The sequence below is a fragment of the Frateuria sp. GZRR33 genome (assembly GCF_051900425.1).
Classification (GTDB): domain Bacteria; phylum Pseudomonadota; class Gammaproteobacteria; order Xanthomonadales; family Rhodanobacteraceae; genus Frateuria_A.
In genome coordinates, this window is sequence record NZ_JBHZGK010000007.1 from 52,697 (window position 1) to 66,215 (window position 13,519).

Sequence of the window (13,519 nt, forward strand, 5' to 3'; positions counted from 1 at the left end):
CGCGGGGATAGTGACCGTGGCGACCATGGATCGACAGGCCGCCCGAATCCTCACCCTCCCACGCCCTCCCGGAGCCAGAGGGGAGCTTCAGGTCAGGCAAGCAGCTCGGCAATCAGCGCCTCGTGCCGCTTCCACTGCAGCTCGCCGCGATGCCGCACCGCCCGCACGATCGCCTGCAGGTCGCCCAGCGCTTCGTCGAAGCCGTCGTTGACCACGATGTAATCGAACTCGTGCGCATGGGCGATCTCCTCGCGCGAGTTGTGCAGGCGTCGCTCGATCACTTCCGGCGCGTCCGACCCGCGCCCGCGCAGGCGCCGCTCCAGTTCGGTGCGCGAGGGCGGCAGGATGAACACGCTCACGCAATCGGGCTTCGCGCGACGGATCTGCGCGGCGCCCTGCCAGTCGATCTCCAGCAAGACGTCGCGCCCCTGGTCGAGCAGGTCCTGCACCGTCGCCAGCGAGGTGCCATAGAAGTTGCCGTGCACCTCGGCATGCTCGAGGAACGTCCCGGCCGCAATCTGCCGTTCGAACTCCGCGCGCTCGACGAAGTAGTAATGGCGCCCGTACTCCTCGCCCACCCGCGGCGGCCGCGTGGTGTGCGAGATCGACAGCGAGATGGTCGGCTCGCGTTCCAGCAGCGCGTTGACGAGCGTGGATTTGCCCGCGCCCGAGGGGGCGGCAACGATGAACAGGGTTCCGGGCTGCGTGGCGCTCATTCGATGTTCTGCACCTGCTCGCGCATCTGCTCGATCAGCACCTTGAGCTCCACCGCGGCGTTGGTCGAACGCGCATCGACCGATTTGGAGCCGAGCGTGTTGGCTTCGCGGTTGAACTCCTGCATCAGGAAGTCCAGACGCCGGCCGACCGGCTCCTTCAGGCCCAGCACGCGACGGGTTTCGGCGACATGGGTGGCCAGGCGGTCGAGCTCCTCGTCGACGTCGCTGCGGGTGACCTGCAGCACCAGTTCCTGTTCCAGGCGACCGGGGTCGGCCGGCTGCTTGAGGTCGGCCAGTCGCGCTTCCAGGCGCGCCCGCAAGGCGGTGCGGATCTCCGGCATCCACTGGCGTACCTGGCCGACGATCTTCTCGATCGCGTCGAGCTTGTCGCGCAGGATCGCCTCCAACTGGGCGCCCTCGCGCTCGCGGGTGGCGCTGAGCGCGTCCAGCGCACGGTCGAGGACCTCGAACAGGGCCGCTTGCTGGGCGTCCGAATCCACCTCGGACTGGCGCAGGACGCCGGGGAAGCGCAGCAGCTCGGTCAGCTGCACCTGCATGCCGGGAAAGCGCCCCGCCAGTTCGCGGTTCAGGTTGGCCAGGCGACCGAGCGTCACCTCGTCCACTTCCAGCGACTCGCCCCGCGCCTCGCCACCGCGCAGGCGCACGGTGAGATCCACCTTGCCCCGCGACAGCCGCGCCGCCACGCGCTCGCGCAATGCCGACTCGAAGCCGCGCAGTTCCTCGGGCAGGCGCGGGCTCAGCTCCAGGTAGCGGTGGTTGACGGTGCGCAGCTCGCAGCTGAGCGTGCCGGCAGGGCCGGAGGTTTCGGCGCTGGCGTAGGCCGTCATGCTGCGGATCATGCGTCGAGCCCTTGCGGTCGGGTGGAAAGCCGCAATGGTAAACTCTCGCCTCCCGCCTTGCCCAATCCAGGCCCCCGCATGACCATGACCCGCCCGAGCGGCCGCGCCAGCGACCAGCTGCGTCCGGTGACGCTGCAACGCCGCTACACCCGCCACGCCGAGGGTTCGGTGCTGGTGAGCTTCGGCGACACCCGCGTGCTGTGCACCGCCAGCATCGAGGACCGCGTGCCGCCGTGGCTGCGCGGCAAGGGCGAGGGCTGGGTCACCGCCGAATACGGCATGCTGCCGCGCGCCACCGGCACGCGCACCCAGCGCGAGGCCGCACGCGGCGCGCAGGGCGGGCGCACACTGGAGATCCAGCGGCTGATCGGCCGCAGCCTGCGCGCCTGCGTCAACCGCCAGGCGCTGGGAGAGCGCGTGATCACGCTCGACTGCGACGTGATCCAGGCCGACGGCGGCACCCGCACTGCGGCGATCACCGGCGCCTACGTGGCGCTGGTCGACGCGGTCAACTTCCTGATGAAGCGCGAGAACCTCAAGCGCAGCCCGATCATCGGCGCGGTCGCGGCCGTGTCGGTCGGCGTCTACCAGGGCGTGCCGGTGCTGGATCTCGATTACGCCGAGGACTCGGCCTGCGATACCGACATGAACGTCGTGATGAACGACGGCGGCGGCTTCATCGAGGTGCAGGGTACGGCCGAAGGCCACGCGTTCCGCCGCGAAGAAATGGACGCCATGCTGGCGCTGGCCGAAAAGGGCATCGCCGAACTCGTCGCTGCGCAGCGCGCCGCGCTGGCGGAGGGCTGATCCATGCGGCGTCTGGTGCTGGCCAGCGGCAACCACGGCAAGCTCGCCGAGTTCGAGCACCTGCTCGCCGGGAGCGGCTTCGAGATCGTCACCCAGGGCAGCCTGGGCGTGCTCGACATCGAGGAAACCGGCACCACCTTCGTCGAGAATGCGTTGCTGAAGGCGCGCCATGCCGCGCGCATCACCCGCCTGCCGGCGCTGGCCGACGACTCGGGCCTGTGCGTGGAGCACCTGGACGGCGCCCCGGGGCTGTACTCGGCCCGCTACGCCGGCAGCCATGGGGACGCGGCCGCCAACCGCGCCAAGCTGCTGCACGCGCTCGAAGGCGTACCGGCCGAACGCCGCGGCGCTTTCTTCATCTGTGTGCTGGTGCTGCTGCGCCACGCCGACGACCCGGCCCCGCTGATCGCGGAGGGCCGCTGGCACGGCCGCGTGCTGGAGGCGGAGCGCGGGAACCTTGGCTTCGGCTATGACCCGTTGTTCCTTCCGGACGGCCAGACGGTGTCGGCGGCGGAACTCGAGCCGGCGCTGAAGAACCGCCTGAGCCACCGTGCCCAGGCGCTGGCGAAGCTGCACGCCCGGCTGGGCGCCCCGCACTAGCCATGCCGTTGATCGCGCCGCCGCTGGCGCTTTACGTGCACATGCCCTGGTGCGTGAAGAAGTGCCCGTACTGCGACTTCAACTCGCACGGCGTGCGCGGCGAGCCGCCACCGTACGCCGCCTACGTCGATACCTTGCTGGCGGACCTGCACGCCGACCTGGCCGACTTCGGCGCGGCCGGCGAAGGCCGTCCGGTTGTCAGCGTGTTCTTCGGCGGCGGCACGCCCAGCCTGTTCGCACCCGAGCACATTGCCCGCTTCCTGGACGGCGCACGCGCGCGATTGCCGTTCGTGGACGACTGCGAGATCACGCTGGAGACCAACCCCGGCACGGTCGAACACGGCCGCTTCGACGGCTACCTGGCCGCCGGGGTGAACCGGCTCTCCTTCGGTATCCAGAGCTTCGACGACGACAAGCTCGCGCGTCTGGGCCGCATCCATTCCGCGGCCGAAGCCGAAGCGGCGGTGAAGTCGGCGCAGGACGCGGGCTACGCCAACCTCAACCTCGACCTGATGTACGCGTTGCCGCAGCAGTCGCTCGAAGGCGCGCTGGCCGACGTCGAGCGTGCGCTCGCGCTCGCACCGACCCACGTTTCCCACTACCAGCTCACGCTCGAACCCAACACCGCCTTTGCCGCCAGCCCGCCGCCGCTGCCCGACGACGATGCGGCCTGGGCCATGCAGGAGGCCTGCGAAGCGCGCCTGGCCGAGGCCGGCTACGGCCAGTACGAGGTGTCCGCCTATGCGCGGCCCGGCCGACGATGCCGGCATAACCTCAACTACTGGGAATTCGGCGACTACCTGGGCATTGGCGCCGGCGCGCACGGCAAGCTCACCGACGCTGCCGCGGGCACCGTGCTGAGGCGCTGGAAGAGCCGCCACCCGCGCACCTACCTGGAAGCCGCCGGCGGACCCGCACGCATCGGGGGCGCCGGCCCGGTCGATCCGGCCGAACTGCCGTTCGAGTACATGCTCAACGCCCTGCGCCTTTACCAGGGCGTGCCGCTGGACGCCTTCACCCAGCGGACCGGGCTTCCCCTGGAACGCGTCGCACCCGCCCTGGACCAGGCCCGCGCCCGCGGCTGGCTGCAGGATGCGCCGGGACGGCTGCAACCCTCCCCGCTCGGCCAGCGCTTCCTGAACGACCTGATCGAGCTGTTCCTGGGCTGATCGGCGCGCATTCCGGCCTATGGCGGACCGGGATTCGGGCGCATACACTACCAAACGTCAAAAATCCGAGAACCGCGTCATGGATGTCGAGCAAAGGCAGCACCCAGCGGCCCTGCCCGGATTGGACGGTCCGGCCACCCTGCAGCATCTGCCAGTGCGTGTCCAACGCCTGGTGACCGAATTGCGCGGGCTGTGCAACACGCGCCTGGCGCCGGCCCTGGGCGAAGCGCTCGATGCCGTCGACGACACCCTTTACCAGCTGGCAGAACGCTCGCGTGGGCATCTCGAACAGCAACGCTGCTTCGACAGCCGGGCGATGATCCGCTGCCATCGCGCCGCCTTCCTGCGGCAGGTCACCGAACACCTCGGCGGCAGCTTCGCGCGACTGGGCGAGGTGCGGGAAAACGCCGACGGGCCCGCACCGATCGCCTCGCTGAGCCTGCTTGGGCGTGACGAGCACGAACTCAACGCGGCACTGGAACAGTTGACGTCCCGCGGCGAGGCCCATACCGGCCCGGTGCTGGCCGAGCTTTCCTACCGCATGGCCGTGCTGGTCGGCGCACCGCCGCTGGAAGGCGAGGCGCTGCCCGCCTCGCCGCAGAGCCTGTCGGCCGCAGTGCGCCAGGCCATTCCGGCACTGGACCTGCCGGCGGACCACCAGGTGCTGGTGGTGCAGGCGCTGGAGCGCAAGTTGGCGCCCATGCTCCCCGCCCTCTACGAAGCGGCGAACGCGCACCTGCTGGCCGCCGGCATCCTGCCCCACCTGCGCGCCTTCGCCGGCGCACGGCCGGCCAACGCGCCACCGGCGCCGCCGTCGATGAAGGCTCCGGCACCCACCAACGAGCCGGCCAGGCCGGCGCCGGCCGCCGGCCACGAGCCGATCGCCGTGCTGGAGAACCTGCGCGAACTGCTGTCGCGCCAGCGCGCCGCCGAAGCACGCGTGGTCAACGGCCACGCTGCCAGCGCCACCGAACTGGAGGTCGCCCTCGGCGCGCTGCAGCAGCATCTGGTGCAGGTCACCGACCGCGCCAGCCGCGAACTGCGCAGCGCCCAGCGCCTGCGCGAGGAGTTGCTGACCCACCTCAACGCAGGCAAACCCGCCGGCGCGGCCCGCACGGGTCTGAGCCCGGAGCAGGACGACACGGTCGAGCTGGTCGCGCGGCTGTTCGAACAGCTTGGCCAGCAACTGCACCCCGGACCCGGCGCGTCCGCCCTGCTCGGCGACCTGCAGGTGCCGATCCTGCGCGTGGCGATGAGCGATCGTGACTTTTTCGAGCAGGCCGAGCACCCGGCCCGCCACCTGCTCGGCACCCTCGCCGAGGCGACCAACGACTGGGGCGACGGCAAGGACATCGACCCGGACCTGGCCACGCAGCTCAGCCGGCTGGTCGCCCGCGCGCAGCGCGAGGCGCCCAGCGCCGGCCTGTACACCAGCCTGCTGGCGGACATCCGCCACCACCTGGCCCAGCTCAGCCGCAAGGCGCAGGTGACCGAACGGCGCCAGGTCGAGGCCATGCAGGGCCGCGAACGCCTGCACCAGGCGCGCGAGCGTGCGGCCGAGGTGCTGGCGGCGCGCTTTGCCGAAACCACGCCGCGTGGCCTGCTGCGCGCCCTGCTCGACCGCGCCTGGTCCGACGTGCTGGCGCTCGCCCTGCTGCGTCACGGCGAGGACAGCGAGGCCTTCGCCGAACGGTTGCGGCTGACCGACCAGCTGCTCGGCCGCGCGCCGGTGGAAGACCCGCTGCGCCTGCGCCTGGCGGTGGAAGATCACCTGCAGCAGATCGGCATGCAGGCCGAGGAGGCCGAGCAGGTGGCCCAGCGCCTGATCGGCAGTGGCGAACCTCCCAGGTCGGCCGAACCGGGCGGCGCACCGATCCCGGCAGCGGCGCCCGCCGTCGCCGACATGCCCGCGCTGGCCGCCTATGCGCTGGCCGCCGAGCCGCCCAGCGCGACCGACCTCGCCCTGCGCCTGAAGCAACGCCAGCGACTGGGCGAGCAGCGCGGCCAGGAAGCGCGCCCGGCCACGCCGCAACAGCCCCCCGAACCCCCGCTCGGCCCGCAGGAAGCGCGCATCCACAACCGCCTGCGGCAGCTTCCCTTCGGCAGCTGGTTCGAGTTCATCGACACGCACACCGGCGCCGTCGAACGGCGCAAGCTGGCCTGGTTCTCACCGCTGTCGGGCAACACGCTGTTCGTCAACCGGCGCGGCCAGCGGGTGGCGGAGATGAATCTGCGCGAGCTGGCCTCGGCCATCGCCGCCGGCCGGGTCCGCGAACAGGTGGCGCCACGTGATGGCCTGTTCGACCGCGCCTGGCGCGCGCTCACCGGCAGCCTGCAGCGCCCGACCGCCCGCGCATGACCGCCCAGGTCATTTCGTTCGACCAGCGCCGCGCGCCGCGCAAGCGCGCGGCCGCCACGCCACTGGTCACCGACACCATCAGCGCCCGGCCGCTGGGTCACCTGTGCAACCTGTCGGCCAGCGGCGTCCTGCTGATCTCCCCCGCGCGCCCGCGCAGCGAGGCGGTGTTCCAGGCGCGCCTGCCACTGGCCGACGCACGCCAGGGCAGCGTCGCCGCGATCGAAATCGGCCTGCAGGAGCAGTGGCACCAGGCCGCCAACGCCGGCCAGATGTGGGTCGGCTACCGGATCATCGCGATCGCCCCGGAAGACGCACTGACCCTCGCCCACTGGCTGCAGCGCGCCTGAACCGGCCACCGTGACGCGCCTGCGTCATCGGCATAGACTCGCAGACATCGTGTAGGGCAAGGCTTCCCATGGATGTCGAACAACCGGACCGGTCGCGCTCGAGCACAGTCGCCCCACCGGCGCACTGGCCGGCGAAGACGCGCCGCCTGGTCGACGAGATCCGCCAGCTCTGCCGCGAGTGGCTGTCCGAGCCGCTGAGGCTGTGCCTGGCGGATTTCGACCGCGCCCTGCACGAGCAGGCCGCCAGCACCCGCAGCCATGTCGAACAGCAGCGCTACCAGGCCACCCGCCAGCGCCTGGTGCAGGAGCGCCGTGCGTTCGAGCAGCGTTTCATCGACGGCATCGACCACGCGCTGCTGGAACTGGGCACGCAGCCGGCCGAGACGAAGGCGCAGCCTGCCCGCCTGACCCTGAGCCTGCTCGACCCGATCGAGCACGAGATGACTGCCGCGCTGGACCAGCTGGTCGCCCGCAGCGCCGCCCGCGGCGGTCCGCTGCTGGTGGAGCTGAGCTACCGCCTCGCGGTGCTGATCGGCACGCCACCACTGGAAAGCGAGGCGATGCCGCTGGGCCCGCAGGCAATGGCCAAGGCATTCCGCGATTCCAGCGCGGCGCTCGGGCTGCCGGCCGAGCATCACCTGCTGTTGCTGCAGGCCGTGGAGGGCAAGCTGATCCAGGGCCTGACCCCGCTGCACGAGGTGGTCAACAACCATCTGGCGGCCGCCGGCATCCTGCCGAGGTTGCGGCCGTTCCCGCTGCCCCGCGCGCCACGGCCGCCCCGCCGGCCGCGGCCACTGCCGGCGGCACCCGCTCCGGTTTCCGCCACGCCCGACGCCCCGCCGAGGTCCTCCGGCCTGCGTGAACTGCTGACCCGCCAACGTGGCCCACGGCCGGTGTCCGACCACGCGCGTTTCGCCAGCGCAAGCGAGCTGGATGCCGCGCTCGCCGCGCTGTCGCGCCGGCGCGTGGACGCGGACATGCTCCGGCGCCCTGCACGCCTGCGCGAGGCGCTGGTCGACCAGCTCAATGCCGGGCAGCCGCTCGACGCGGTTCCCATCCAGCCTGGCCCGGACGCCGACGACACGCTGGAACTGGTCGCGCGGCTGTTCGACACGCTGCGACGCCAGCTCCCGCCGCCGACCCCCGCCCACGGCCTGCTCGACCGCGTGCAGTTGCCCATGCTGCGCGCCGCCCTGGCAGACGAGAGCTTTTTCGAGCGTCGTGAACAGCCTGCGCGCCAATTGCTCGACCAGTTGATCGAGGTGTCCCGCGACTGGCTGGAAGGAAACGACAGCGGCCTGCTTGCGCCGCTGGAACAACTGCTCGAACGGCTCGACCGCGAACCGCCCACGGCCGCGCTGCATGCGGACCTTGCAGCCGAAATCGAACGCCAGGTGGCCCAGCAGCAGCGCAAGGCGCAGGTCACCGAGCGCCGGCACGTCGAGGCCATGCAGGGCCGCGAGCGGCTCGAACAGGCGCGCCAGCGCGCCGCCGAACTGCTTGCCGGGCTGCTCGCCAAGGCGCCGCCGCGCGCTGCGCTGCGTGCGCTGCTCGAACACGCCTGGGCGGACGTGCTGGCGCTGACCCTGCTGCGCCACGGCGAGCAGAGCGAAACCTTCGCCCGCCGGCTGGTGATCACCGACCAGCTGCTCGGCCGCCTGCCCCCCGGCAACCTGGATACCCTGCAGGCCGAGGTGGTCGCCGGACTGCAGCAGATCGGCATGCACGGCGAAGAAGCCGCCGAGATCGCCCAGCGCCTGATCGGCGCGGGCGCCGTCATGCAGGAAAGCGACACCGCGGGGCTGACCGGGCTGGCGATGCGCCTGAAACAGCGGCGCGGACCTGCCGAAGCGGCCGAAACGACCCCGGCGCCAGCGGTGCCCTCCGCCGAGGCGCTGCGACTGCATCAGCGGCTGAGCCGGCACACCGGCGGCTGGTTCGAATTCGCCCAGGCCGACGGGAGCCGGGTCCGGCGCAAGCTCGCCTGGTATTCGCCGCGCGCCGCGCGCGGCCTGTTCGTGACGCGCCAGGGGCAGCGCGCCGAGGAGGTGACGCTGGCCGATCTCGACCAGGCGATCGCCACGGGTAAAGTTCGCGAGGTGCCGGCCGTTAACGAGAGTGACTTGGACCGTGCCTGGCGCGCGCTGACCGACAGCCTGCGCCAGGCCACCCCGATCCCAGGAGCCCGTTCGTGACGCCCAATCCGCAGGAAAGCCGCCGAGCCCATCGCAAGCCGGTCAACATCGCCGCCGAAGTGGTCGATGCGATCAGCGGCCGGCGCATGGGCCAGCTCGGCAACCTGTCCGCCAGCGGCATGCTGCTGATCGGCAGCGAGCCGCCGCGCAACGAGGCGATCTACCAGTTGCGGCTCCCGTTGCCGGGGCTGTCGGATACGACGCCGACGATCGAAGTGGGCGTGCAGGAGCAGTGGCACGAGGAAGCGGCCACGCCCGGGCAGGTGTGGGCCGGCTACCGCATCATCGCCATCGGCGACCTGGAATCGGCGCAGCTGCAGCGCTGGCTGGACATGCCCGGCTGAGTTTCCTCCCAGGGTGGCCCTCGGCGGCCCACCGCGCGATCATGGGCAGTCTCCCCACCGGCGGGACCGCCTTCGCGCCCGCCGCCCGATGAAGGACGCCGCATGACCGAGAACCTCGCCCCGCTCTACGCCCAGCACCTGGCCACCCTGCGCGAACGCGCGGACAAGGCGCTCGCGCTGGGCGGCTTCGACCGGATGCTGATCGCCGCGGGCAAGCCGCTGAACAAGTTCCTGGACGACCAGGACTTCCCGTTTGTCTCCAATCCGCATTTCCGCCACTGGCTGCCGCTGACCGACGCGCCGGGCAGCTGGATCGTGTACGAACCGGGCGCCAAGCCGACACTGGTGTTCGTGCAACCGCGCGACTACTGGCACGTGGTGCCGGCCGCCCCGAGCGGTTACTGGGTCGACCAGTTCGACATCCAGGTCGTGCGCAGCGACGCCGACGCCATCGCGGCGCTGCCGAAGCAGGGCCGCAACGCCGTCATCGGACCGGCCTGCCCGCCCATCGCCGGCGTGGAGGCAAACAACCCCGAGCCGGTGATGAACTACCTGCACTGGCACCGCAGCTACAAGACGCCCTACGAGCTGGCGCTGATGCGCGAGGCCAGCCGCATCGGCACGCGCGCGCACCACGCGGCCGAGGCGGCGTTCCGCAACGGCGAGAGCGAGTTCGGCATCCACCTGGCCTACCTTGCCGCCGCACGGCAGATCGACGCCGAACTTCCGTACTCGAGCATCGTGGGCCTGAACGAGCACGGGGCGGTGCTGCACTACACCCACTTCGACCGGCAGCCGCCGTCCGTGCATCGCTCGTTCCTGATCGACGCGGGCGCCAGTTGCGCCGGATACGCCAGCGACATCACCCGCTCCTACGCGGCCGCCGGCGCGGGCGAGTTCCAGGCACTGATCGACAGCATGGACGTCGCCCAGCGCGAGCTGGCCTCGAAGGTGCGCGCCGGCCAGAGCTATCCCGAGCTGCACATCCACGCCCACCACCTGGTGGCCGGCGTGCTGCGCGAGCACGGCATCATCCGCATGGACGCCGAGGCAGCGGTCGCCAGCGGCGTGACCTCGGCGTTCTTCCCGCACGGCCTGGGCCACCCGATCGGCCTGGCGGTGCACGACGTGGCCGGCTTCCAGCAGAACGAGCGCGGCGGCAGCATCCCGCGTCCGGAAGGCCACCCGTTCCTGCGCATGACCCGCGTGCTCGAGGCCGGCATGGTGGTGACCATCGAGCCGGGCCTGTACTTCATCGACATGCTGCTGGACGAGTTGCGCGCCAACCCGGCGGCGAAGGATGTCGACTGGGCCCGCGTCGATGCGTTCCGGCCGTACGGCGGCATCCGTATCGAAGACGACGTGGTGTGCACCGACGGCGAGCCGGAAAATCTCACCCGCGACGCCTTCGCCCTCCTCTGACCGCCCAAGGCCCGCTAGTGGGCGATGCCTTTGCTTGCACGTCCGAAAAAGGCATCGTCTGCTAGCGGCTCCCACGAAGAGCGGTGCGCGCTCAGTGGTAGCCCTCGCCAGCCAGCACCTTGCCCCGGAAGACACGGTACGAGTAGACCGTGTAGGCGAGCACTGCCGGGATCAGGAACGCCGCTCCCACCAGCACGAAGCCTTGTGACGACGGTGGCGAGGCGGCCTCCCAGATGCTCATGCTGGGCGGCACGATGTTCGGCCACATGCCCACCACCAACCCGATGAAGCCGAGCGCGAAGAAACACAGCGCCAGCACGAAAGGCTGCACCTCGCGGTTCTTCAGCACCGCCCGCCACAACAGGACCGCGTTGAGCACCGTCAGGACCGGCACCGGCGACAACCACAGGATGTGTGCGCCAGTGAACCAGCGTTCCATCAGTTGCGAATCCAGGAACGGCAACCACGCGCTGACCATCAGCATGAAGCCGATCACCGCCAGCATCAGCGGCCGGGTGAGGTCGAACGCGATCCGCTGCAGCCGACCGTCGGTCTTGAGAATCAACCAGGTGGCGCCCAGCAAGGCGTAGCCGAACACCACCGCCACCCCGGTCATCACCGCGAACGGACTGAACCAGCCAAACGCGCCCTGCACATACTTGCCGCCGGTCAGCGGCATGCCCTCGACCAGTGCACCCAGGATCAGCCCCTGCGCGAAGGCGGTCACCACCGAGCCCACGCTGAAGGCCACGCCCCACAGCCAGCGCGAGGTATGTGCCTTGAAACGGAACTCGAACGCTACGCCGCGGAAGATCAGCGCGATCAGCATCGCCAGGATCGGCAGGTACAGCGCCGACAACACGATCGCGTAGGCCTTGGGAAAGGTCGCCATCAGACCGGCGCCGCCGAGCACCAGCCAGGTCTCGTTGCCGTCCCAGATCGGCGCGGCGGTGTTCATCATGTGGTCGCGCTGGTCTTCGTCGTCGGCGAACGGCAGCAGGATGCCCAGCCCGAGCACGAAGCCGTCCAGCAACACGTACATCATCACCGCGAAGCCGATGATGAAGAACCACACCACGGGGAGCACGGTCGCCCAGTCCATCGTCAGTCTCCCATCGGGTCGTCGGGCGCGGACAGCGGACGCGCCGGCGTGCGGTGGTGGCTGCCGTGCACCGGCGTGGCCGGCTGCCCGCGCTGCGGCGCCGGCAGCGGACCGTCGCGGAACAGCTTGAACAGGTACCAGATGCCCGCGCCGAAAATGCCGAGGTAGACCACCACGAAGGTGATCAGCGAGGCCAGCACGCTGGACGCAGGCAGCACCGTGGCGGCCTGCGAGGTACGCATCAGGCCCTGCACCACCCAAGGCTGGCGGCCGACCTCGGCCACCCACCAGCCGGTGAGCAGCGCGACGAAGCCGGAAGGGATCATCACCACCCACGCCTTGAGGTACCAGCGGTCGCGCAACAGGCTGCCGCGCCTCCAGCGCCACAGGCCGAGCAACGCCAGCGCCAGCATCATCAGGCCCAGGCCAACCATGACGCGAAAGGAGAAAAACGGGATCTTGACCGGCGGCCGCTCGTCGCGCGGAAAATCCTTCAGGCCCTTGACCTCGCCATCCCACGAGTGGGTGAGGATCAGGCTGCCCAGGTGCGGCACCTCCACCGCATAGCGATTGGTTTCAGCTTGTTCGTCGGGCCAGGCGAACAGCGCCAGCGGCACGCTGCTCGCCGTGTCCCAGCGCGCCTCGATGGCGGCCAGCTTGGCCGGCTGGTACTCGCGCACCTTCAGGCCAGCCATGTCGCCGATCACGATCTGGATCGGGATGACTACGCCCAGGAACGCCAGCGCCAGCTTGAGCATCGCCCCGGCGCGGTCGACGAAGCGCCCCTTGAGCAGATAGACGGCCGACACACCGCCGACCACCATGGCGGTCGAAATGAACGCGGCCAGCACCATGTGCGGCAGCCGCACCAGGAACGAGGGGTTGAAGATCACCTGCCACCAGTCCGCCGGGTAGAACACGCCATCGCGGATTTCGTAGCCGGCCGGCGTCTGCATCCAGCTGTTGGCGGACATGATCCAGAACGAGGACAAGAGCGTGCCCAGCGAGACTATGCAGGTGGCCAGGAAATGCATGCCATCGCTGACCTTTTTCCAGCCGAACAGCATCACGCCGAGGAACGTGGCCTCCAGGAAGAACGCGGTCAGCACCTCGTAGTTGAGCAACGGCCCGACGACGTTGCCGGCGACGATCGAGAAGCCGGCCCAGTTGGTGCCGAACTGGAAGCTCATCACGATGCCTGACACCACGCCCATGCCGAAAGCGACGGCGAAGATCTTCAGCCAGAAGAAATACAGGTCGCGCCATAGGTCCGTGCGCTTGACCAGCCACACGCCCTCGATGAACGCCAGCCATGCCGCCGTGCCGATGGTGAAGGCGGGAAACAGGATGTGGAAGGACATCACCCACGCGAACTGCAGGCGCGAGAGGAACTCGGCAGTCGGCATGCTTCACTCCCGATGAAAGGGCGTCGTCGACTATAGACATGCGCGGCGTGATGGCTGCGGCATCGCGACAGGCTGCCGCGCGGCGTGGTGCCGCAGGAACGCTCGCCCGGGACATGGCTCGGTGCGTCCGGGCCCCGCGCGCCGCCCGGACCCTCACCCGCCTGTCGGCAGCCTCTCCCGGAGGGGGAGAGC

12 protein-coding genes are annotated in these 13,519 nt (G+C 70.4%); 8 read left to right on the forward strand and 4 right to left on the reverse strand.

Going from position 1 to position 13,519, the window contains the following annotated elements; translation table 11 throughout:
• Window positions 1-92: 92 nt before the first annotated feature.
• Entirely contained in the window at window positions 93-716 is a 624-nt protein-coding gene (gmk, locus tag ACFWZU_RS10605; RefSeq protein WP_439701484.1) for a guanylate kinase, read from the reverse strand.
• Window positions 713-1,576, reverse strand: coding sequence for a YicC/YloC family endoribonuclease (locus tag ACFWZU_RS10610; RefSeq protein ID WP_439701485.1), 864 nt, complete (start codon window positions 1,574-1,576; stop codon window positions 713-715). Before ACFWZU_RS10610 ends, gmk begins: the two co-directional genes overlap by 4 nt.
• A gap of 78 nt (window positions 1,577-1,654) precedes the next feature.
• Here ACFWZU_RS10610 and rph point away from each other — a divergent pair, with 78 nt between their 5' ends.
• From rph to pepQ, 8 genes are all read left to right on the forward strand, one after another.
• A complete protein-coding gene (rph, locus tag ACFWZU_RS10615; RefSeq protein ID WP_439701486.1) occupies window positions 1,655-2,383 on the forward strand; it encodes a ribonuclease PH in 729 nt (242 codons plus the stop codon).
• Between the two features lie 3 nt (window positions 2,384-2,386).
• A complete protein-coding gene (rdgB, locus tag ACFWZU_RS10620; protein ID WP_439701487.1) occupies window positions 2,387-2,983 on the forward strand; it encodes an RdgB/HAM1 family non-canonical purine NTP pyrophosphatase in 597 nt (198 codons plus the stop codon).
• Between the two features lie 2 nt (window positions 2,984-2,985).
• A complete protein-coding gene (hemW, locus tag ACFWZU_RS10625) occupies window positions 2,986-4,152 on the forward strand; it encodes a radical SAM family heme chaperone HemW (RefSeq protein ID WP_439701488.1) in 1,167 nt (388 codons plus the stop codon).
• Between the two features lie 154 nt (window positions 4,153-4,306).
• Window positions 4,307-6,511, forward strand: coding sequence for a DUF1631 family protein (locus tag ACFWZU_RS10630; protein ID WP_439701489.1), 2,205 nt, complete (start codon window positions 4,307-4,309; stop codon window positions 6,509-6,511).
• Window positions 6,508-6,858, forward strand: coding sequence for a PilZ domain-containing protein (locus tag ACFWZU_RS10635; protein WP_439701490.1), 351 nt, complete (start codon window positions 6,508-6,510; stop codon window positions 6,856-6,858). The genes ACFWZU_RS10630 and ACFWZU_RS10635 overlap by 4 nt, the downstream gene beginning before the upstream one ends.
• Before the next feature lie 68 nt (window positions 6,859-6,926).
• Window positions 6,927-9,053, forward strand: a complete 2,127-nt coding sequence (locus ACFWZU_RS10640; protein ID WP_439701491.1) for a DUF1631 family protein — start codon at window positions 6,927-6,929, stop codon at window positions 9,051-9,053.
• Window positions 9,050-9,397 (forward strand): PilZ domain-containing protein, encoded by a 348-nt coding sequence (locus ACFWZU_RS10645; RefSeq protein ID WP_439701492.1) that lies wholly within the window; start codon window positions 9,050-9,052, stop codon window positions 9,395-9,397. The genes ACFWZU_RS10640 and ACFWZU_RS10645 overlap by 4 nt, the downstream gene beginning before the upstream one ends.
• Window positions 9,398-9,499: 102 nt before the next feature.
• Window positions 9,500-10,819, forward strand: coding sequence for a Xaa-Pro dipeptidase (pepQ, locus tag ACFWZU_RS10650; RefSeq protein WP_439701493.1), 1,320 nt, complete (start codon window positions 9,500-9,502; stop codon window positions 10,817-10,819).
• Window positions 10,820-10,910: 91 nt separating this feature from the next.
• Here the strand turns inward: pepQ and cydB are convergent, their stop codons facing one another.
• Together cydB and ACFWZU_RS10660 are read right to left on the reverse strand one after the other, a co-directional pair.
• A complete protein-coding gene (gene cydB / locus ACFWZU_RS10655; protein WP_439701494.1) occupies window positions 10,911-11,921 on the reverse strand; it encodes a cytochrome d ubiquinol oxidase subunit II in 1,011 nt (336 codons plus the stop codon).
• 2 nt (window positions 11,922-11,923) lie between these two features.
• Window positions 11,924-13,327, reverse strand: coding sequence for a cytochrome ubiquinol oxidase subunit I (locus tag ACFWZU_RS10660; protein ID WP_439701495.1), 1,404 nt, complete (start codon window positions 13,325-13,327; stop codon window positions 11,924-11,926).
• Window positions 13,328-13,519 lie beyond the last annotated feature (192 nt).

Coding starts and splice junctions, on each gene's coding strand:
- pepQ (WP_439701493.1), top strand. CDS start 9,500: ATGACCGAGAACCTCGCCCCGCTCTACGCCCAGCACCTGGCCACCCTG.
- cydB (WP_439701494.1), bottom strand. CDS start 11,921: ATGGACTGGGCGACCGTGCTCCCCGTGGTGTGGTTCTTCATCATCGGC.
- ACFWZU_RS10635 (WP_439701490.1), top strand. CDS start 6,508: ATGACCGCCCAGGTCATTTCGTTCGACCAGCGCCGCGCGCCGCGCAAG.
- ACFWZU_RS10660 (WP_439701495.1), bottom strand. CDS start 13,327: ATGCCGACTGCCGAGTTCCTCTCGCGCCTGCAGTTCGCGTGGGTGATG.
- hemW (WP_439701488.1), top strand. CDS start 2,986: ATGCCGTTGATCGCGCCGCCGCTGGCGCTTTACGTGCACATGCCCTGG.
- ACFWZU_RS10610 (WP_439701485.1), bottom strand. CDS start 1,576: ATGATCCGCAGCATGACGGCCTACGCCAGCGCCGAAACCTCCGGCCCT.
- ACFWZU_RS10640 (WP_439701491.1), top strand. CDS start 6,927: ATGGATGTCGAACAACCGGACCGGTCGCGCTCGAGCACAGTCGCCCCA.
- gmk (WP_439701484.1), bottom strand. CDS start 716: ATGAGCGCCACGCAGCCCGGAACCCTGTTCATCGTTGCCGCCCCCTCG.
- rph (WP_439701486.1), top strand. CDS start 1,655: ATGACCATGACCCGCCCGAGCGGCCGCGCCAGCGACCAGCTGCGTCCG.
- rdgB (WP_439701487.1), top strand. CDS start 2,387: ATGCGGCGTCTGGTGCTGGCCAGCGGCAACCACGGCAAGCTCGCCGAG.